At 48.7% G+C, this 19,841-nt stretch carries 15 protein-coding genes, 1 tRNA gene and 1 other RNA gene; 13 read left to right on the top strand and 4 right to left on the bottom strand.

Features of this window, described 5'->3' with window-relative positions; genetic code table 11:
- Nucleotides 1–112: 112 nt before the first annotated feature.
- From IEY53_RS30380 to IEY53_RS30370, 3 genes are all read left to right on the top strand, one after another.
- The gene (locus IEY53_RS30380) at nt 113–865 is read left to right on the top strand and encodes an SIMPL domain-containing protein (RefSeq protein WP_189031535.1); all 753 of its coding nucleotides are present in this window, start codon (nt 113–115) and stop codon (nt 863–865) included.
- Between the two features lie 184 nt (nt 866–1,049).
- A complete protein-coding gene (locus IEY53_RS30375; RefSeq protein WP_189031533.1) occupies nt 1,050–2,150 on the top strand; it encodes a PdaC/SigV domain-containing protein in 1,101 nt (366 codons plus the stop codon).
- Between the two features lie 123 nt (nt 2,151–2,273).
- Nucleotides 2,274–2,912, top strand: a complete 639-nt coding sequence (locus tag IEY53_RS30370; protein WP_189031531.1) for a GDSL-type esterase/lipase family protein — start codon at nt 2,274–2,276, stop codon at nt 2,910–2,912.
- Between the two features lie 375 nt (nt 2,913–3,287).
- Here the strand turns inward: IEY53_RS30370 and clpP are convergent, their stop codons facing one another.
- Together clpP and IEY53_RS30360 are read right to left on the bottom strand one after the other, a co-directional pair.
- Entirely contained in the window at nt 3,288–3,884 is a 597-nt protein-coding gene (clpP, locus tag IEY53_RS30365; RefSeq protein WP_189031529.1) for an ATP-dependent Clp endopeptidase proteolytic subunit ClpP, read from the bottom strand.
- Nucleotides 3,885–4,076: 192 nt separating this feature from the next.
- Nucleotides 4,077–4,151 (bottom strand) — tRNA-Arg (locus tag IEY53_RS30360).
- A gap of 342 nt (nt 4,152–4,493) precedes the next feature.
- On the opposite strand from IEY53_RS30360, the gene IEY53_RS30355 reads away from it, so the two are divergent.
- The 10 genes from IEY53_RS30355 (at nt 4,494) to ssrA (ending at nt 17,148) form a co-directional block, all read left to right on the top strand.
- A complete protein-coding gene (locus IEY53_RS30355) occupies nt 4,494–5,546 on the top strand; it encodes a sugar-binding transcriptional regulator (protein WP_189031527.1) in 1,053 nt (350 codons plus the stop codon).
- A gap of 117 nt (nt 5,547–5,663) precedes the next feature.
- Nucleotides 5,664–6,674 carry a type I glyceraldehyde-3-phosphate dehydrogenase gene (gene gap, locus IEY53_RS30350; RefSeq protein ID WP_189031525.1) on the top strand — a complete coding sequence of 337 codons (1,011 nt, stop codon included), beginning with the start codon at nt 5,664–5,666 and terminating at the stop codon, nt 6,672–6,674.
- 126 nt (nt 6,675–6,800) lie between these two features.
- The gene (locus tag IEY53_RS30345) at nt 6,801–7,982 is read left to right on the top strand and encodes a phosphoglycerate kinase (protein WP_189031523.1); all 1,182 of its coding nucleotides are present in this window, start codon (nt 6,801–6,803) and stop codon (nt 7,980–7,982) included.
- 25 nt (nt 7,983–8,007) lie between these two features.
- Nucleotides 8,008–8,760, top strand: a complete 753-nt coding sequence (tpiA, locus tag IEY53_RS30340) for a triose-phosphate isomerase (protein WP_189031521.1) — start codon at nt 8,008–8,010, stop codon at nt 8,758–8,760.
- A 2-nt stretch (nt 8,761–8,762) separates the two neighbouring features.
- A complete protein-coding gene (gpmI, locus tag IEY53_RS30335) occupies nt 8,763–10,307 on the top strand; it encodes a 2,3-bisphosphoglycerate-independent phosphoglycerate mutase (RefSeq protein WP_189031519.1) in 1,545 nt (514 codons plus the stop codon).
- A 59-nt stretch (nt 10,308–10,366) separates the two neighbouring features.
- A complete protein-coding gene (gene eno, locus IEY53_RS30330; RefSeq protein WP_189031517.1) occupies nt 10,367–11,653 on the top strand; it encodes a phosphopyruvate hydratase in 1,287 nt (428 codons plus the stop codon).
- A 165-nt stretch (nt 11,654–11,818) separates the two neighbouring features.
- The gene (gene secG, locus IEY53_RS30325; RefSeq protein ID WP_189031515.1) at nt 11,819–12,052 is read left to right on the top strand and encodes a preprotein translocase subunit SecG; all 234 of its coding nucleotides are present in this window, start codon (nt 11,819–11,821) and stop codon (nt 12,050–12,052) included.
- Nucleotides 12,053–12,449: 397 nt separating this feature from the next.
- Nucleotides 12,450–15,284 (top strand): ribonuclease R, encoded by a 2,835-nt coding sequence (gene rnr, locus IEY53_RS30320; protein WP_189031589.1) that lies wholly within the window; start codon nt 12,450–12,452, stop codon nt 15,282–15,284.
- Between the two features lie 826 nt (nt 15,285–16,110).
- Nucleotides 16,111–16,590 carry an SsrA-binding protein SmpB gene (gene smpB / locus IEY53_RS30315; protein ID WP_189031513.1) on the top strand — a complete coding sequence of 160 codons (480 nt, stop codon included), beginning with the start codon at nt 16,111–16,113 and terminating at the stop codon, nt 16,588–16,590.
- A 193-nt stretch (nt 16,591–16,783) separates the two neighbouring features.
- Nucleotides 16,784–17,148, top strand: a transfer-messenger RNA (tmRNA) gene (gene ssrA / locus IEY53_RS30310).
- Nucleotides 17,149–17,346: 198 nt separating this feature from the next.
- On the opposite strand, the gene IEY53_RS30305 is transcribed toward ssrA, so the two are convergent.
- Both IEY53_RS30305 and IEY53_RS30300 read right to left on the bottom strand, forming a co-directional pair.
- Nucleotides 17,347–18,135 (bottom strand): hypothetical protein, encoded by a 789-nt coding sequence (locus IEY53_RS30305; protein ID WP_189031511.1) that lies wholly within the window; start codon nt 18,133–18,135, stop codon nt 17,347–17,349.
- A 75-nt stretch (nt 18,136–18,210) separates the two neighbouring features.
- Entirely contained in the window at nt 18,211–18,840 is a 630-nt protein-coding gene (locus IEY53_RS30300; protein WP_189031509.1) for a hypothetical protein, read from the bottom strand.
- Nucleotides 18,841–19,841: the final 1,001 nt, after the last annotated feature.

Genomic DNA, 19,841 nt, shown 5'->3' with positions numbered 1-19,841 from the left:
AAAGAAGGGTTCAAAAATATTTATTCCCTTCCCGATTACTATGCAACTTTTGCCAAGCCGTGCCGTCTAGAGGGTACCAACAATTTTAATTGATGAAAAGGGGATGGCAAACGTGAATAAATGGGGTAAACAAGTAGGAGCGGTGCTGCTGGCGGGAAGTTTGTTACTGGGAGGGGTGCTGGTGAGCGATGTTGTTCAGGGCCCGCAGAAGGCCTATGCCGATGAAGTACAGCGCAACGTAGTCAGCGTCGTAGGCAAAGGGGAACTGTCCATCAAGCCGGACATTGTGTATCTGTCCATCGCAGTGGACACTACCGCTGCAACAGCGCAGGAAGCGCAGAAGGGCAATGCGGCCAAGATCTCGAAAATCACAGCCCTGTTGAAGGACACCTGGAAAATTGCAGACAAGGATATTCAGAGCACACAGTTCTATGTGCAACCGAATTACACCTACACCGAAAAGGAAGGCCAGAAGGTCAAAGGCTATAATGCCAATCATACCTTGACGGTTGCCTATCGCGATCTGGCCAAGGTAGGCGAATTGCTGGATGCTGCGGCCACCGCGGGCGCAAACAACATCGGTAATGTCCGCTTTGCAGTGGAGGACCCTTCTACGCTGGAAGCTCAGGTCATTGAAAAGGCGATGGCCAATGCCGGAGTCAAAGCAGGAGCAATTGCCAAAGCGGCGGGACGTACACTCGGTCAGGTGCTTACGGTCAGCCAGAACGATGGTAACACCACGCCGGTCTATTTTGAACAGAATGCAAAGATGATGTCTGCAGCGGATTCGGCGGCAGGCACAGCGGTACAGCCTGGAGAGGTTAAGGTATCGACTCAGCTCAGCGTAATGTACGAATTGAAATAGGTAACGGACTAATAAAGGGGGCTTCGCTGCTGATTGCAGACGGCGCCTCCTTTTTTACTGTGAAAAGTAACGAAGCTCTCTTATAGTTTAATAAAATGTCATATGGTCTTGTAATCATTGTAACAATCTTAACACCTGGTCCCATTATAATGGGAAGCACGGATCACGAAAGGGGAAACAAGCGATGATGAACAAAATGAACAAAAATGCCCGTAAATGGGGTGTGGGTTTGCTGGCGGCTGGTCTTTTGCTGACCGGAGGCGTAATTCCGGCGGAAACGGGGCATGCGGCTGCAGCCAGCAGTGCACAGAGCAAACCGGGGTCAAGCGTAGTGTTGAAATTTAACGGTGCGCTTACGCAGCAGACCGGGCTGTATAAGGAAGGAAAGGTCTGGGTGCCGGTAAGCTTTCTGCGTGATGTACTGAAGCTCCCGGTCACTTACAATAAGGCGGACAATGCGTATGTCGTGGGAAAGGGGACCCAGAAGGCTCAACTAATGGCCTATCCGGGCGGCGTAACGATTTCGGTGAACGGGTTCTATATTAAGGAGTATGAAGCCAAGCTGTTGAATGGCCGCATGTTTGTTCCGTTTGACCTCTTGAGTGACTACATGGGCTATCAAGGGGATTGGAATGCGGCCTCGGGCCGGTTGAATATGACGGCAAGACCTCAGAATGCATTAAAGATCACTACGGCAACTATTGAAAATAACCGGGAAGGCGTTACCCTAAAGCTGGATTATCCGCAAATCAGCGGACTGGCCGATACTAAGGTACAGAATTCCATCAACAGCCAATTAAAGCTGACCGCAACGAATTTTGAAAAAAGCGCCAAAAAAGAGATTGCCGAAAGAAACAAGGAAGACCGCCCTTATGAATATCAAGCCTCCTATGTGGTGACTTATAACCAGAACGGGGTACTTAGCCTGATTACTAATCAGTACGGTTATATGGGCGGAGCACACGGCATGGATACCCGTCAAGCCTTCACCTTCTCGCTGAAGGACGGCAAACGGCTGCTGCTCAAGGATCTGTTCGGGGCCAATTCCAATTACAAAGTGGAACTTAACACCAAGCTGGGCAATTTGATCAAAAATCATGACGGTTATCTGGGTGGCTTCAACGGGCTGGCTACAGAGAAGCAGTTCTACTTAAAAGACGGCAAGGTTACAATATTCTTCCAGGTCTATGAATACACAGCCTACGCCGCAGGATTCCCTGAATACACCTTCAGCTTCAAAGAGCTACTGCCAGATGGTAGCAGCCCGTTCGCTGCTTTAAAGTAGAATCGAAGGCTGAGAGACCCGGGCTCCGCTAATAGCGCCTGCGGACATCTCCCCGTTACCCTTTTCCTGGTATATTCATATGCTGAAGGAGATGCCAGCTTAGGGGACAGGGAGGGAGAACCAATGGGCTATCAATATACCGCCATTGGCGATTCATTGACGAAGGGATTCGGGGCATTGCCCGGCCACGGTTTTGTTCCGGTATACCGCAGGATGGCGGAGAATAGACTGGGTGCTGCCATAGCTACCGCTAACCTGGGGATAAACGGGCTGACGACGGCAGAGCTCATGCAGCGGCTGCGTGGAAGCAGTATGTACAGGCAGGCAATCCGCGAGGCAGACATCATCACGCTGTCCATTGGCGGCAATGATCTGATACGTGCGGCCAGAGGAGCAGCAAACTACCCGGGAAGCCAGGGCCGGGTGCTGCGCAGTGCTTTGCAGGAATGCAAACAGAACTTCAGTGGACTTATCGGTACGCTGGAGCAATTGAAGGCTGGTGACCGTAAGCCCTGCATTATAAGAATTGTAGGCTTGTACAATCCCTATCCTCGGATAGCGGCAGCGACAGACTGGGTACTGGAGTTCAATCGCCATGCTGCCCGTTACAGCAGCCATGTAGTCGGGTTTGCCTCCATTTACAATGACTTCTCCGGAAATGAAGGAAACCTGCTGTTCATCGATCATGTGCATCCAAATGGACGAGGCTATCGTGTTATTGCCGAGAAGTTAAGTGCACTGGGTTACGGCAGGCTGGGCTGAGCAGGGTGGACGGGATTTCTAGCACAATACGGACCGTACAGCCCTTATTGCAATTATTTGGCGTATCTGGTTGAGCTTACGGACTGAGTCGCTCTTATTGCTTGTTTAGCGGTCTTATGTGAAGGGGGATTCCGTGAATAGGTGCATCTGAGTCCGTAAGCTTGGCAAAAATGCGTTTATTTTGAAAATAAGCGCACCTCGGTCCACTACTACTTGTTATATAGATTGGACACTATCCAGTCTGCATTTTCCGAAGTCCCCTCCGCTGAAATAAGCCCTCCATGACCCGAAAATACAAAACAGCGATTCTCCAGGTAACGGAGAATCGCTGTTTTGCCGACTATTACAGTTGTTAGGACTAAGGTGAATGCTTGCTTACACGCCGCTTGGCAGTGTCTTCTCAATCACCTTATCGACGATACCATATTCGGCTGCGTCTGCTGCACTCATGAAGTAATCACGGTCGGTATCCTTTTCGATGCGCTCCAGCGGCTGGCCGGTACGTTCGGAGAGGATACGGTTCAGCTTGTCGCGCAGCTTCAGAATTCGGCGGGCACGGATTTCGATGTCCGAAGCCTGACCTTGGGCGCCGCCAAGCGGCTGGTGGATCATAATCTCGCTGTTTGGCAGTGCAAAACGCTTGCCTTTGGCTCCGGCGTTCAGCAGGAAGGCCCCCATGGAAGCGGCCATCCCCACACAAATGGTGGATACATCCGGTTTAATGTATTGCATTGTATCAAAAATAGCCATACCCGCAGTAATGGAACCGCCAGGGCTATTCACATACAAGTGAATGTCCTTCTCAGGGTCCTCGGCAGCCAGAAACAGCATTTGTGCAATGATGGAATTGGCAACCACGTCATTAACCTCCGTTCCGAGGAAAATGATGCGGTCCTTCAGCAGGCGGGAATAGATGTCATAAGCACGCTCACCGCGGTTGCTCTGTTCTACTACCATTGGAATATAACTCACGTGGAAAACCTCCTTGATATGGATCTTCGAATGTGTTCATTTTTACTGTTACCGTATTAACCACATGATAAACAAATTCAAACAAAAAGTCAAAGAAAGTCAAACTTATCTTACAAAAAAAGAGCCCGCAAGGGGCTCTTTGGTTAAACAATAGTATAGATACTGTTAAATTATATGCAAAATTAAAAATAATGGCGCGCCCGCCAAGAATCGAACTTGGATCTCAGGCTTCGGAGGCCTACGTCATATCCATTGGACCACGGGCGCAACAGAAATTATTATAATACAAAAATTATATAATTGCAATGCAATTTTAGGATAGCGGAAATATCCCTGCAGAAGCTAGTAATTACAAGGGTTAGCGGACAAGCAGGGGATCGTCCAAAGTCAGCTGAAACACGGTTTCGGGGCTTGTAAACCTGACTGTGGGGCCGCTTCATGTCCCGATCTATGTATAAGATGAAAAGAGGTTGTGAATTCTACTCTCGGAAGACTTGCGCTTCGTGCAAAATTTGGGTAGAATATGGGTGGGACTTAAAAAGTTAACCCGGGACATTTTAAGACCATGAACTAGGGGAAAGAGAAAGACGAAGTTGCAGGAGTGAAAGCATGCGTAATTTATTAGAAATCCAAAAGCAGCTTCTGCCTGATCTCATGGAAACCCTTAAGAGGCGGTATACCATTCTTCATCAGATTATGCTGTCGGATATTATAGGCCGCAGAACGCTGGCCGCTTCGCTGGATATGACTGAGCGGGTGCTGCGTGCCGAGACAGATCTTCTGAAATCGCAAGGGCTCATCGAGATCGAGAGCGTGGGCATGCGCATTAGCGATGCCGGTCGCAGACTGCTTGACCTGCTGGAACCAGCTGCCAAGAGCCTGTTCGGCCTGGATGAGCTGGAAGAAAAGATCCGTTCTACCTATGGGCTAAGTAAAGTGATTGTTGTGCCCGGAGATTGTGAAACCTCCCCGTTCACAAAACGTGAGCTCGGGCGTGCAGGCTCCAAGGCATTGCTCGGTGTACTGCGTCCCGACGATATTGTTGCCGTTACAGGCGGCTCCACACTGGCTGAAATGGCGGACCAGCTAACAACGCTGCTTCCCCTTTCCTATAAGAACGCCTGGTTTGTTCCGGCGCGCGGAGGATTGGGAGAGAGCATGGAGATTCAAGCCAACACGATTGCCTCCACAATGGCCAAACGGGTCGGGGCGAATTACCGTCTGCTGCATGTGCCGGATCTGCTGAGTGAGGATGCCTACCAGTCACTGGCCCTCGACTCCAATATTGGAGAGATTGTGAACATTATTCGCAGTTCACGGATTATCGTGCACGGCATCGGGGAAGCTTTTGAGATGACCCGCCGCCGCAAGCTGGATGAGAGCACCGTCTCGGAAATCCAGGGAGAAGGAGCGGTTGCCGAATCGTTCGGCTACTATTTCAATGAAGATGGCAAGATCGTTCACACTATGCTGCGGATGGGTATGCGTCTGGAGGATATTATGCGGACGGAAGTCGTCATTGGAATTGCCGGAGGCAAAGGCAAAGCTACGGCTATCCATGCCATGCTACGGTTCGGCCAGGAGAATATCCTGGTTACGGATGAAGCAGCGGCCCAGGAAATTGGCAGACGTATCGACATGGAAGTACAGAGCTCCCTATAATTTTACATAAAATGGGGAGCAGCGAAGATTATTTTGCATTATACTTAACATTGTTGTCTTGACAGGCTTAACGGCTTGTCTTGAATAAATAAATCGAACTCTAGGAGGAACTATTCAATGAGTGTAAAAGTTGGTATTAACGGTTTTGGACGTATTGGACGCCTTGCATTCCGCCGTATTCAAAATGTAGAAGGTATCGAAGTGGTAGCGATCAACGACTTGACTGACGCTAAGATGCTTGCTCATTTGCTTAAATATGATACAACTCAAGGTAAATTCCAAGGTGATGTTGAAGTGCATGACGGCTTCTTCAAAGTCAACGGCAAAGAAGTTAAGGTTCTGGCGAACCGCAACCCGGAAGAACTTCCTTGGGGCGACCTCGGCGTAGACATCGTTCTGGAGTGTACAGGTTTCTTCACAACTAAAGAAGCAGCTGAGAAACACTTGAAAGGCGGAGCTAAGAAAGTAGTAATCTCTGCTCCAGCTACTGGCGACATGAAAACTGTCGTTTACAACGTTAACGATGACATTCTTGACGGTTCTGAGACTGTTATCTCCGGCGCATCTTGCACAACGAACTGCTTGGCTCCAATGGCCAAAGTCCTGAACGACAAGTTCGGTATCATCGAAGGCTTGATGACTACAATCCACGCTTACACTGGCGACCAAAACACTTTGGATGCTCCACATGCCAAAGGTGACTTCAGACGCGCACGTGCAGCTGCTGAGAACATCATCCCTAACACAACTGGTGCTGCTAAAGCCATCGGCCTGGTTATCCCTGAGCTGAAAGGCAAGCTCGACGGCGCAGCACAACGTGTTCCAGTTGCAACGGGTTCCCTGACTGAGCTGGTAACTGTTCTGGACAAGACCGTTACTGTTGAAGAAATCAACGCAGCTATGAAAGCAGCTTCCGATCCTGATACTTACGGATACACTGAAGATGAAATCGTATCTTCCGATATCAAAGGTATGACTTTCGGTTCCCTGTTCGATGCTACACAAACAAAAGTATTGACTGTTGGCGACAAACAACTGGTTAAAACCGTTGCTTGGTATGACAATGAAATGTCCTACACTGCACAATTGGTTCGTACTTTGGAGAAATTCGCAAAACTGGCTAAGTAAATAGCAGCGACTGCATATAAGTTACATCTCAATAGAGCGGAAACAGAAATTCCTTGTTTCCGCTCTTTCTAAATGCATTCCTTGGATTCCTGTTTCCGCAAAAACTATGGGTGTGGAGGAAAAGTCATGAACAAAAAGAGTGTCCGTGATGTAGAAGTAAAGGGTAAACGCGTATTTGTACGGGTAGATTTCAATGTACCTGTAGAAGATGGTAAAATTACAGATGATACACGTATCCGTGAAACGCTCCCTACGATTAAATACCTGATTGAGAACGGTGCAAAGGTCATTCTGGCCAGCCACATGGGCCGTCCGAAGGGTCAATTCGTAGATTCGATGCGTTTGACTACAGCAGCTGAGCGTCTGTCCGAGCTGCTCGGCAAACCGGTAGCTAAAGTGGATGAAGCGGTTGGCGAAGCGGTTAAAGCTAAAATCGCCGAGCTGGGCGAAGGCGACGTTCTTGTGCTTGAGAATGTGCGTTTCTATCCGGGTGAAGAGAAAAACGATCCTGAACTGGCCAAGCAATTCGCGGAACTCGCGGACCTGTTCGTCAACGACGCCTTTGGTGCCGCTCACCGCGCACATGCATCCACAGAAGGGATCGCTCACCTGCTGCCGGCCGTATCCGGTCTCTTGATGGAGAAAGAGCTGTCCGTACTGGGCAAAGCCCTCTCCAATCCGGAACGTCCTTTCACAGCCATCATCGGTGGTTCCAAGGTTAAAGACAAAATCGACGTGATCGACAACCTGCTGACTCTGGCAGACAATGTACTGATCGGCGGAGGCTTGTCCTATACCTTCACCAAGGCTCTGGGCCATGAAATCGGCAAATCCCTGGTAGACAACGACAAAATTGACGTAGCGCTTGGATTTATCGAAAAAGCCAAGAAGCTCGGCAAAAACTTCCTGCTTCCTGTTGACATTGTAGTTGCTGACAAGTTCGGTGCAGATGCCAATACCAAAGTTGTGGATGTGAACGAAATTCCGGCAGGGTGGGAAGGTCTGGATATTGGACCGAAAACCCGTGAACTGTATGCCGACGTGATCAAAAACTCCAAGCTGGTGGTTTGGAACGGACCTATGGGCGTGTTCGAAATCGACAAATTCGCTGAGGGTACGATTGCTGTAGCCAAAGCTTGCGCAACCACAGAAGGATACACTGTCATCGGCGGCGGAGATTCCGCAGCAGCTGCAGAGAAATTCCACCTGGCTGACCAAATGGATCACATCTCCACTGGCGGCGGCGCATCGCTCGAATTCATGGAAGGCAAGGCTCTTCCAGGCGTAGAAGCACTGAACAACAAGTAAGACCCAAGAAGGAGGCAATCAAGTCATGAGAACACCGATTATTGCGGGCAACTGGAAAATGTTCAAAACGGTTCCGGAAGCCGAAAGCTTCATTGCCGATATCAAAGGCAAAGCAGAAGTTGAAGGCGTAGAAACGGTTATCTGCGCACCTTTCACGAACCTGCCTGCCCTGGTAGCAGCAGTTAAAGGTACAAATATCAAGATCGGCGCACAAAATCTTCACTTTGAGGACAACGGTGCTTACACCGGCGAAATCAGCGGCATCATGCTGAAAGACCTGGGTGTAGATTATGTAATCATCGGCCACTCCGAGCGCCGTGCTTATTTTGGCGAAACGGACGAAATCGTGAACAAGAAGCTGCACGCAGCTTTCCGTCATGGCATTACTCCAATCGTATGCGTAGGCGAAAAGCTCGAAGAGCGTGAAGCCAATCAAACCAAAGACGTATGCAAAGTGCAAACAGAGGCTGCTTTTGCAGGCCTGAGTGCGGAGCAAGCGGCTAAGGTAGTTATTGCTTATGAGCCAATCTGGGCCATTGGCACAGGTAAATCCTCTACTTCCCAAGATGCCAACGAAGTTATTGCCTATATCCGCAGCCTGATTAAAGGCCTGTATGATGGGGCAACAGCGGATGCGGTACGCATTCAATACGGCGGCAGTGTGAAGCCTGAGAATGTAACGGAGTATATGGGTCAAAGCGACATCGACGGTGCACTTGTCGGCGGCGCCAGCCTGCAGCCTGATTCCTTCGTTGCCCTGGTTGAGGGGGCGAAGTAAGGATGTCAGCTCCAAGACCTGTAGCATTAATCATTATGGACGGATTCGGGCTGCGCGGAACAAGCGAAGGCAACGCTGTTGCTCAAGCCAACAAGCCTAACTACGACCGTTACCTGACTCAATATCCGAATACTACACTTACCGCTTGCGGTGAAGCTGTGGGACTTCCGGAAGGACAAATGGGGAACTCTGAAGTGGGTCACCTTAACATCGGTGCCGGCCGGATCGTGTATCAGGATCTGACCCGCATTGATAAGTCTATCCGTGAGGGAGAATTTTTTGACAACGAGACGCTGGTTACGGCAGTAAGAAATGCCAAAGCTACCGGCAAAAAACTTCATCTGTATGCGCTGGTATCCGACGGAGGGGTACATAGCCACATTCAGCACTTGTTCGCTATGCTTGATCTGGCGAAGAAGGAAGACATGCATGAGGTGTTCATCCATGCCTTAATGGATGGGCGCGACGTAGCTCCTGACAGTGGACAGAAGTTCATTCAGGACCTGCTGGCCAAGATCGAAGAAGTTGGCGTAGGCCGCATCGCTACCGTGTCCGGTCGTTATTTTGCAATGGACCGCGACAAACGCTGGGAACGTGTAGAGAAAGCCTACCGCGCTATGGTGTATGGCGAAGGCCCGAAATATACGGATGCGCTGCAAGCTGTTACAGCATCATACCAGAACTCGGTCTTTGATGAGTTTGTTGAACCAAGCGTTATTGTTGACAGTGAAGGCAAGCCGTTGACGGCTGTAGAGAGCGGCGATTCTGTCGTATTCCTCAATTTCCGTCCGGACCGTGCCATTCAGCTGTCCCAAGTGTTCACCAATGCGGATTTCCGCGGTTTTGACCGTGGTCCTTTGTTCCCGCAGAACCTGCACTTTGTATGTTTGACCACCTTCAGCGAAACGGTGCAGGGATATGTGGCGTATTCTCCAAAGAACCTGGATAACACCCTGGGTGAAGTGCTGGTGCAGAACAACAAGAAGCAGCTGCGCATCGCCGAGACTGAGAAGTATCCGCACGTGACCTTCTTCTTCAGTGGCGGACGCGATGAGGAACTTCCTGGCGAGACCCGGATTCTGATCAATTCGCCTAAAGTGGCAACTTATGATCTGCAGCCAGAGATGAGCGCCTATGAAGTTGCTGCTGCTTGTGTGGCCGAGATTGAAGCGGAGAGACAGGATGCGATCATTCTGAACTTTGCGAATCCGGACATGGTAGGACACTCCGGTATGCTGGAACCAACCATCAAGGCTGTAGAAGTAACAGATGAATGTGTAGGCAAGGTAGTGGATGCTGTTGTGGCCAAAGGCGGCGTAGCGATTATTATCGCTGACCACGGCAACGCGGATATGGTGTTCGACGAGAATGGACGTCCATTCACGGCCCACACCACCAACCCGGTACCCTTCATTTTGACCGATGAGAATGTCGTCCTGCGCGACTCCGGTATTCTTGCCGATGTTGCCCCAACTATTCTGGATTTGATGGGACTGCCGCAGCCTGCGGAGATGACCGGACAATCCATGATTGCCAGCCGGAAATAAGCAAGGAATAAGCATCACCAGGCAAGACCCAAACTTTCTTTAAAAGGAGACTAACTTACATGACTATTATTTCTGATGTGTATGCTCGCGAGGTTCTCGATTCCCGTGGTAACCCAACTGTAGAGGTCGACGTTTATCTGGAATCCGGCGCTAAAGGCCGCGCTATCGTTCCTTCCGGCGCTTCCACAGGCGCTCATGAAGCTGTAGAGCTTCGTGACGAAGACAAGAACCGTTACCTCGGCAAAGGTGTTCTGAAAGCTGTTGAGAACGTAAATGAACTGATTGCTCCGGAAGTAATCGGTATGGACGCTTTGGATCAACTGGGCATCGACAAATTGATGATCACCCTGGATGGCACACACAACAAAGGCAAACTGGGTGCTAACGCAATCCTGGCAGTATCCATGGCCGTAGCCCGCGCTGCTGCAGCTGCTCTGGATGTGCCTTTGTATGTATACCTGGGCGGATTCAACGCCAAACAACTTCCAGTTCCAATGATGAACATCGTTAACGGCGGCGCACACGCTGACAACAATGTTGACGTTCAAGAGTTCATGGTTCTGCCAGTTGGCGCTCCTACCTTCAAAGAAGCCCTGCGTACAGGCGCGGAAATCTTCCACGCTCTGAAATCGGTATTGAAAGCTAAAGGCCTGAACACTGCAGTTGGCGATGAAGGCGGATTTGCTCCTAACTTCACCTCCAACGAAGATGCATTGTCCTCCATCATGGAAGCGATCGAAAAAGCCGGTTACAAACCAGGCGTTGATGTATTCCTGGGTATGGACGTAGCTTCCACTGAGTTCTTCAAAGATGGCAAGTATCACCTGGAAGGCGAAGGCAAATCCTTCACACCGGCTGAGTTCGTTGATCTGCTCTCTTCTTGGGTGGATAAATACCCAATCATCACTATCGAAGATGGCTGCTCCGAAGACGACTGGGAAGGCTGGAAATTGCTGTCCGAAAAATTGGGCAGCAAAATCCAACTCGTGGGTGATGACTTGTTCGTTACGAACACTGAGCGCCTGAACAAAGGTATCGAAGAAGGCATCGGTAACTCCATCCTGATCAAGGTTAACCAAATCGGTACATTGACTGAAACTTTCGATGCAATCGAAATGGCTAAACGTGCAGGTTACACTGCAGTAATCTCCCACCGTTCCGGTGAATCCGAAGACAGCACAATCGCTGATATCGCCGTGGCTACCAATGCCGGCCAAATCAAGACTGGTGCTCCTTCCCGTACAGACCGTATCGCGAAATACAACCAATTGCTGCGCATCGAAGATGAGCTGGGCGAATTGGCTCAATACAACGGCATGAAGTCGTTCTACAACCTTAAGAGATAATTCACTTCTGCAAGCAGAGGTGCGGAAGGCCTGCCGGTTCGGCGGGCCTTTCTTTTTGCTGTTGTGTTAAATCTTGTGCTATGATAAAATAAGAATGCTGTTTATGAATCGTGAAAAGCAAATTTACCATAGATAGTGATGCTTAGGCGTAGGAGGTGGAAGTGAATGGATATCTTTTTGAAAATTTTGCTCCTGATTTTTTCCGTCGGTCTGATTGTGGTCGTTCTTCTGCAAAAAGGGAAAAGCGCAGGTCTGGCCGGTGCCATCTCCGGCGGTGCTGAGCATCTCTTCGGCAAAACAAAAGCGCGTGGTATGGAACTTGTACTGCAACGCGTAACAGTGGCACTCGCTGCCGGATTCTTTATTATGTCAATCCTTGTAGCTGTCCTAATTGACTAAATGGTTCACAACCTAAGTCTTTGCTCTCTTCTGAATGGAATGGAGCGAAGGCTTTTTTGTTATGACCCGCCTCATTTATGTGCAGTGTTAAGCTTTGGATGAGGATATGGGAATGCAGAGGATTAATTTCGTGTATACTAAAGAGGTGAATTACAACCTTTGAAGACAGGTTATAATACACGCTCAAGAAAGGTGAATTCGGCCCCCGCAAGGGCTGGGCTGAATATAAGCTCTGGCAGGTGTATTTAAGTCCGGCAGTTAACTTGGGTTAGAATACACGCTACAGGGGTATGAAGTAGTATGAAGGTAAATTTTGCTTGCAAGGCTTTTTGCCGAATGGGACAAGACATACATAGATGCCAGCGGCTTAAAGCTGCGGAGGGCCGAGGTGACGCACATGATAACACAGGAAGTATTACTCGATTTTATGCGGGAGACCGCTTATAAACCAATGACTTACGAAGAATTAGTAGCCCACTTCGCCATAGGGGACAGTTCGGAACTTAAAGCATTAGAGCAGCTGCTGATGGAACTGGAGCAGGACGGCAGAATTATTCTGACTCGCGGGGCCAGTTACGGTGTCCCTGAACGGATGGATCTGCTGCGTGGACGGCTTCAGGCGCATGCCAAGGGTTTTGCGTTTCTGATTCCGGACGACCGGGACCATCCCGACGTCTATATCCATGCGAATGATCTCAAAGGCGCGATGAATGCCGATATCGTTCTGGTGCGTGTAACCTCCAAAAGTCCTTCGGGCGGCCGCATGGAAGGTGAAGTGGAGCGGATCATCAAGAGAGGCGTCCAGCAGACGGTAGGTGTATTCCAAAGTCTGGAGACCTATGGTTTCGTGCTGCCGGATGACAAACGGATTAACCGGGATATTTTTATTCCCAAGCAATCGTTTAAAGGGGCAGTAGACGGGGATAAGGTCGTTGTCCGCATTGTGAATTATCCGGAAGGACGCGCTGCGGCCGAAGGGGAAGTCATCGAGATACTGGGGCACAAGGATGATCCGGGTGTTGATATTCTGTCGGTTATCCGCAAGCATCAGCTGCCGGAGGCTTTTCCCGCCGAAGTCATGAATGAGGCGGAGCAGGCTCCGGACTCCATTACGGAAGAAGAGATTGTCCAGCAGGGCCGGCGCGATCTGCGCGGGCTGAACATTGTCACCATTGACGGCGAGGATGCCAAGGATCTGGATGATGCAGTGAACGTCGAACGTCTGGAGAACGGGCATTACAAGCTGGGCGTGCATATTGCCGATGTCGGCTACTATGTCCGCGAGAACTCGGAGCTGGATAAGGAAGCCTATGACCGCGGGTGCAGTGTGTATTTGGTTGACCGCGTGATTCCGATGCTGCCGCACCGGCTGTCGAACGGGATCTGCAGCTTAAACCCGCAGGTAGACCGGCTGACGATGTCCTGTGAAATGGAGTTCAATGAGCATATGAAGGTTGTGAAGCATGATGTCTTCACAAGCGTGATTCGCACCAAAGAGAGAATGACGTACTCCAATGTCCGTAAGATTGTGGAAGACCAGGACCCCGAACTGCTGGAGCGTTATAGCCCGCTGATTGACGACTTCATGGTGATGAAAGAACTGGCGATGAAGCTGCGCGATGCGCGGATGCGGCGGGGAGCGGTTGATTTTGACTTTGAAGAAAGCAAAATCATCGTCGATGAGAACGGCAAAGCTATAGATATTGTGAAACGCGAACGTTCGGTGGCCGAGCAGATTATCGAAGAATTCATGCTGGCGGCCAATGAGACGGTGGCGGAGCATTTTCATTGGCTGAAGGTTCCGTTCCTGTACCGGATTCACGAAGATCCTGATCCGGAGAAGCTGCAGAATTTTATGGCGTTCGCCGCCAACTTCGGCTATCACGTCAAAGGCCGTGGCAATTCTGTCCATCCGCGTGCCTTGCAAACCCTGCTTGAGGAGATCCATGGCACCAAGGAGCAGACAGTCATCAGCACGATGATGCTGCGCTCTATGAAACAGGCGAAATATGACTCGGAGAGCACCGGCCATTTCGGCCTCGCTGCCGAATATTATTCCCACTTCACCTCGCCGATCCGCCGTTATCCCGATCTGGTCATTCACCGGGTAATGCGTGAGGTCATCGAAAGCGGCGGGACACTGAGCCAAAAGCGCTTCGATTACTTAGCCAGCCGGATGCCGGACATTGCCCAGCAGTCTTCAGAGCGCGAGCGTGTAGCGGTAGAAGCGGAGCGGGATACGGAGCAACTCAAGAAAGCGGAGTATATGCTCGATAAGGTGGGCGAGGAATTCGACGCCATGATCAGCAGTGTGACCAGCTTCGGCATGTTCATTGAGCTGGATAATACGGTCGAAGGCCTGATCCGGCTCAGTGCGCTGACCGATGATTATTACCACTTCGACGAAGCTCATATGGCGCTAATCGGTGAGCGCACCTCCAAGGTGTTCCGTATTGGCGACGAAGTGAAGATCCGGGTCGCCAAGGTGAACATGGACGATCATACGATCGACTTTGAGCTCGTGGACATGAAGCCGCGCGCGGCAGGCGAGCGCCGCAGCGGCGGGTTCGGCGGCCGCCCGGGTGGCAAGGGCGGACGTGGCGCTGGCGGCCTCGGCAAGCCAGCCGCCGGGGGTAAGGCCGGCGGCGGTAAAGGCCGGAGCGGCAAAGGCAAGCCCGGCGCTGCTGGCGGCGCGGGCTTCGGTAAGCCCGGCGCAGGTGCGCGCGCCGGGGAAGGGCCACGGGCAGCCGCCGCAGGGGCTGCGCCAAGCGCCCGCGCTAAGCGTAAGCGCGGGCGTGGCGCCGGCGAGGACGCGAGCCGGGCGGCGGCGGTGCTGGCACCCGGCGTGAGCGCGGGTGCGGAGCGCGGCGATGCCGCTGCTGAGCGCCCCGCTGGCGGCGGCGAGCGGGAGCAGGGCCGAAGTGGAGCCGGAGGCATCAACTTCGGCTTCGGCTCCGGCAAGGGCGGCTACAGCGCGCCTGGCAGCGGGCACGACCGCAACGGCCGCGGCAACTACCGCGGCGTGGACGCCAGCACGAAGTTCCGCAGCCGCGAGGACCGCGGCCCGAACGGTGGCGATGCTGCAGGCGGTGCGGGCAAAGGCCGCGGCAAGAAGAAAAAAGCCAAAGGCGGCGTCTTCATCGGCCAGTCCGTGACTCCTGGCAACGTGGAGACCTCGGAGCAGGTCTCGGCTAGCCGCGAGGGCGGCGGGCGCAAGAAGAAAAAGAAGTAACTAAGTAACGAACGGCTTTCTCGGCAGGATAGTTGACCCTATGCCCGAATAGTACGTGAACGCGACAGTTAGATTTGATCTTAGTCGGAGAAAATCCGCTTAAATCTGCATTTTTAGGTAAATTGAGCTTTTTGGGTGGAGAGGGGATCCAACTAATCCTGCTGTCGAAGCTCGATTTAGCCTAAGGGGCTGGAAATAGGCCGTATTCTCCGACTATTTGTTGATAAAGCCTCAAGATCGTTAGAAGAATAGGTGGGCGAAATTAGACTGTTGAGAAAGTCTATTTTAACTACTGACACTCACTCTAACGGAGGAGTGAAGGCGGGGCGGAAGAGCTTAGAGGGAAATCCACCCGCTAAATAAGGTAGAAAGCCGGTTCCAAGCAGGGTAACGGGAATATCGCCCGTTAACATCGACAAGAACCCCCAATAATAGGTATTTCCACAAAATTAGCGGGCATATTTCCCTGTAGTCATCCCGCTCTAAGGTAACGGCCTGAATTAACGGGTGAAATTCCCTCTCTTCTCATAGCCGATCTCAGTCGTCTGCTGCACGGAACTTGATCCATCTATCTTTCACTTGCAAAGGTTTCTCAACAGTCCAAAAAAACCCATTATGGGGGAGTAAGCAGCTTTAGTCTGATGAGAATACATTACCCTAACGCGCCGTTCCCTTTATGGGAAGGGCGTTGTTTTTTAACAGAAGTCAGTATTAAATAGTTATAATCAAGTTTCATTGGGGCGCTTCCTTGCGCTTCGGTGAGTGCATTTGTTACAATATAGATCTGACGTTCGATACAGGAAATATGATTCAAGGAGTGATCCTCATGGGTAAAAAAGCAGACGGGAAAGTACTCGCCCAGAACAAAAAAGCATCCCATGATTATTTTATCGAGGACACCTATGAAGCCGGTTTGGTGCTGACGGGAACCGAGATTAAGTCGCTGCGTAACGGTCGTGCGAACATTGGTGACGCTTTTGCCACCATTCGTAATGGCGAGATTCATGTGCACAATATGCACATCAGCCCTTTTGAACAAGGGAACCGCAATAATCCGCTGGACCCGACACGTACACGCAAGCTGCTGATGCATAAGGTGCAGATTCACAAGTTGCTTGGACTGTCCAAACAGGATGGCTATTCGATTGTGCCGCTAAAGATTTATGTGCGTAATGGGTATGCGAAGCTGCTGATCGGCCTGGGTAAAGGGAAGAAGCAATACGACAAGCGCGACACCGCCGCCAAAAAAGATGCTCAACGCGATATCCAGCGTGCGCTGCGCGAGAAACAAAAGATCGCCAGATAAGCCGGATACCTGGCTGTGCCTGACGTTCCAGATTCAACCTTCAATTCCTTTAACCCACGTGTTAAAGTGTTGATAAATGTGCTATACTGTGTAAGTAAGTTAATTGCTTCGTGACAGTCCTCTGGAATAGAGGCTGTGATTGGATCTCTCTTGCTGGATGATCCGCTTGATCCGAAGCGCCCTTTTCTAATGAGGGGCCGTTCTTGGATTCGACGGGGGTAGTTCGAGCATGAGCAGCGAGTAGTGGGGACGCGTCCGCTTCATCAACGCTAAAGCCTATTAAACGGCAAACAACAAAACAACTACGCTTTCGCAGCTTAATAACCTGTGTGCGTGCTTCTACCCTGCATCGCCCATGTGACAGGGATAGGGGCTAACAAGTAGTGGGATACGCTGTCTGGTCTCCGCCTGGGGTCAGCAGAAGAAGACAATCAGGCTGACCCAACGTATAGCCGGTTACGGGGCGATACTCGGGTGACATCAAAACTGTGACTACACTCGTAGAAACTTATGTGCCGTTATCTTCGGACAGGGGTTCGACTCCCCTCGGCTCCATATGGAGTAAAAGTAAAAGACACCCCTAAAGGTGTCTTTTTTTACTTTTAAATATTTTTGAAAAATGGTTAGTCAGCTTGTTATCATAATAGATTAACCTACTATTTGTATTCACATTATCTAGAATTTTGCCGCATGAAAATCGCTGGATGGTAGCTGAAAAGAAGAGGGAGAGATCTCCTGTTCATTTTAAGTGTTATGCTATTGGTAATCATTTAATGTAATGGGAATGGATCCAATTAAAATTACTGCATTCTTATCACTATATTTCTGAAACCATAATACTTCAAAGGTTAAGGAATTTACATGCAGTTTAGTGAACTCGCTCTTAGGAAAACTCAGGCCCAATTTAAATGTGGCTAAAGTATCACTAACACTGACTTGTTTAAAATCAATAGTCTTACGTAGAGAAATTAAATCATCAGGAAGAATGATATCAACATCTTGCTCCGCACTTTTCTCTTTGTAATTAAATTTAGCAGAATAAGTGATTTTGCCTAATTTATTTTGGAAATTTCCTGAATCAAGGAACTTAAGTTTGTTTTCGGGTATGTTTTCTTCTGATATATACTTTTGTAAAATGTATTGACCCGTATTAATTACAACAGTTTTTCCATTATCAAGAGTTAGTTGTGCTTTATTAAAAGAAGGTATAAATTCATTCAAAGTAAAGTAAAGTTTGTTATCAAGAATGTTAGGAGAATTAACAGTAGTTTTATTGGTGACCTGCTCATTATCTTGAATAAGAGAAATTTCTTTAATATTCATATTATTTACAGAATATGGTAGGAAAAGAGTGATTTTTTTATTAGCCGTTGTGGGGCTCTCCACAAACAGAAGATAATTTGATTCATTAAGTGTATATGATTGAATCTTTTTAAGAATAGTATCTTCAACTTGATCTTTTTTTGTAATATTTTTCTGCGAAGTGCAAGACACAGCTATAAATACAATTAGAACTAGAGACATTATAGTAAGTAAACGTTTCAATAGCGCACACATCCTTGTTTAATATAAAAAGAGAAGCCACTTTACTTAAAGTGGCCACCACTCTGTTCATTCTATTTAGTGAGGAATAGGATTAGACCAGAACCAAAACTCAGAGCCTCCATTTAAATCAATGCTCGAAGAACGGAATGTTTCGTTGATCCATGCAGTATCGTAATATACATAATTACGCTTAATGGTTTTTACAGCACTTTTTAAAGAGTAAACATGATATCCTTCAGTAGTAAACTCTTGAGTAAATGTTTTGGAAAAAGTCTGTCCTACAGCTAAACTCATGGATGCTTTTGCAACAGCAGAAAATCCGTATTCAAGGCTGCCAGTTAATGTTGCGGTTAATGAAGAGCTTGTTTGAAGGGTGATTTTAATTTTACTATCAGAATCATTGTTGTAAGTATCCATATTTTGTCCTGAATAATATGTTTCTGATCCTTCCATAATCCAGGTGTTTGTAGGTGTAGCTAATAATGAAATGCGATTACTAACAGAGGGCTCAGAAATCTGTTCTAGATCTTCTTGTGAGGCGTAGGGGGTACCATCAATGTATAACCTGCCATCTTCATCATATGTTTCAACAGGTGCTCTAAAGTGTCCGGTAACCTCAGTGTCTTCTGATGCTGCAAAAGCAGATGTGGAGATTGCACTTGATAATAACAATGCTCCCAGCAAGATTTTGGCTGTTTTTTTCATAATAACAACTCCGTTAGCAATATTTGATTGGCCAACCTGTTTCCAAATATATCATATATACCAAAAAAATACATCTGTTTTTTTATTTGGATTATATTAAATATTTTAGGTGTTTTAAAAGGTTTCTCAATAGAAAGCGTTCAGAATAATTTTAATCAGTATTTTTAATAGATTGTTTCAAAGAATGGATAGTATTAGTTGAGTGGAAAATTTTTAAAGGATGTAAAACTGGATATATGTGATTTTGGACTTGCAAGTCCTCTCTCGGCTCAATGGAATATCAGTGAAGACACCTTTAGGGTGTCTTTTTCGTTTGAGGTTAGTTTCCGGAGTTGAATAAATGTGTGACGACTAACATTTTTTAACTATTAGTTCTTGAAGAATGAGCAGGGAAACCATAAGAATTTAAAGGCAAACCTATCAAACGCAAGGTATGACTGGTCTGAACCTGAATCGTTCTCCTGGACAACCAAAAAACTTACGGAGGAACAACGTCATCAGTGAGCCTCAATGCTCGAACAGCAACAGCCCGCAAATTTGAAGCCCGGTACACCTAGACTCTTTCGTCGCCGACGTACGCTTACCAATACCGACGAAGAGGTTCAAGCATTTTTAAAAAGCAAACCTTGACAGCTCAAGAAGCAGGTGGGGGCTTAAAAGATCGATCATTTGCTCTTTGAAGACGAATCCATGATTCACTCTTATTAAGCAAATCATCTCTCTAGCTTTGTAAGACTTATGATCACGCATGAAAGTTATAGATTAGTTGTTTAAGAAAGCATAGATTCTATACACTGTGACTACACTCGTAGAAACTTATGTGCCGTTATCTTCGGACAGGGGTTCGACTCCCCTCGGCTCCATATGGAGTAAACTAAAAGACACCTTTAGGGGTGTCTTTTTTGTAAATCCAGGTTTCTAAAAAAGTAGCAGTATTTAATTCTATATAGACCGCAATTAAGATCATAACCTGACAAGCAAGCGATCAACGGTATCCAGCG

The sequence above is a fragment of the Paenibacillus albidus genome, from assembly GCF_014644435.1.
Lineage (GTDB): Bacteria > Bacillota > Bacilli > Paenibacillales > Paenibacillaceae > Paenibacillus_AQ > Paenibacillus_AQ albidus.
This window is presented reverse-complemented; position numbering and strand designations above follow the sequence as displayed.

Excerpts from the sequence above, each read along its gene's own strand:
- IEY53_RS30375 (WP_189031533.1), top strand. The coding sequence starts at position 1,050 with ATGATGAACAAAATGAACAAAAATGCCCGTAAATGGGGTGTGGGTTTG.
- IEY53_RS30370 (WP_189031531.1), top strand. The coding sequence starts at position 2,274 with ATGGGCTATCAATATACCGCCATTGGCGATTCATTGACGAAGGGATTC.
- IEY53_RS30355 (WP_189031527.1), top strand. The coding sequence starts at position 4,494 with ATGCGTAATTTATTAGAAATCCAAAAGCAGCTTCTGCCTGATCTCATG.
- gap (WP_189031525.1), top strand. The coding sequence starts at position 5,664 with ATGAGTGTAAAAGTTGGTATTAACGGTTTTGGACGTATTGGACGCCTT.
- IEY53_RS30345 (WP_189031523.1), top strand. The coding sequence starts at position 6,801 with ATGAACAAAAAGAGTGTCCGTGATGTAGAAGTAAAGGGTAAACGCGTA.
- tpiA (WP_189031521.1), top strand. The coding sequence starts at position 8,008 with ATGAGAACACCGATTATTGCGGGCAACTGGAAAATGTTCAAAACGGTT.
- gpmI (WP_189031519.1), top strand. The coding sequence starts at position 8,763 with ATGTCAGCTCCAAGACCTGTAGCATTAATCATTATGGACGGATTCGGG.
- eno (WP_189031517.1), top strand. The coding sequence starts at position 10,367 with ATGACTATTATTTCTGATGTGTATGCTCGCGAGGTTCTCGATTCCCGT.
- secG (WP_189031515.1), top strand. The coding sequence starts at position 11,819 with ATGGATATCTTTTTGAAAATTTTGCTCCTGATTTTTTCCGTCGGTCTG.
- rnr (WP_189031589.1), top strand. The coding sequence starts at position 12,450 with ATGATAACACAGGAAGTATTACTCGATTTTATGCGGGAGACCGCTTAT.
- smpB (WP_189031513.1), top strand. The coding sequence starts at position 16,111 with ATGGGTAAAAAAGCAGACGGGAAAGTACTCGCCCAGAACAAAAAAGCA.
- IEY53_RS30300 (WP_189031509.1), bottom strand. The coding sequence starts at position 18,840 with ATGAAAAAAACAGCCAAAATCTTGCTGGGAGCATTGTTATTATCAAGT.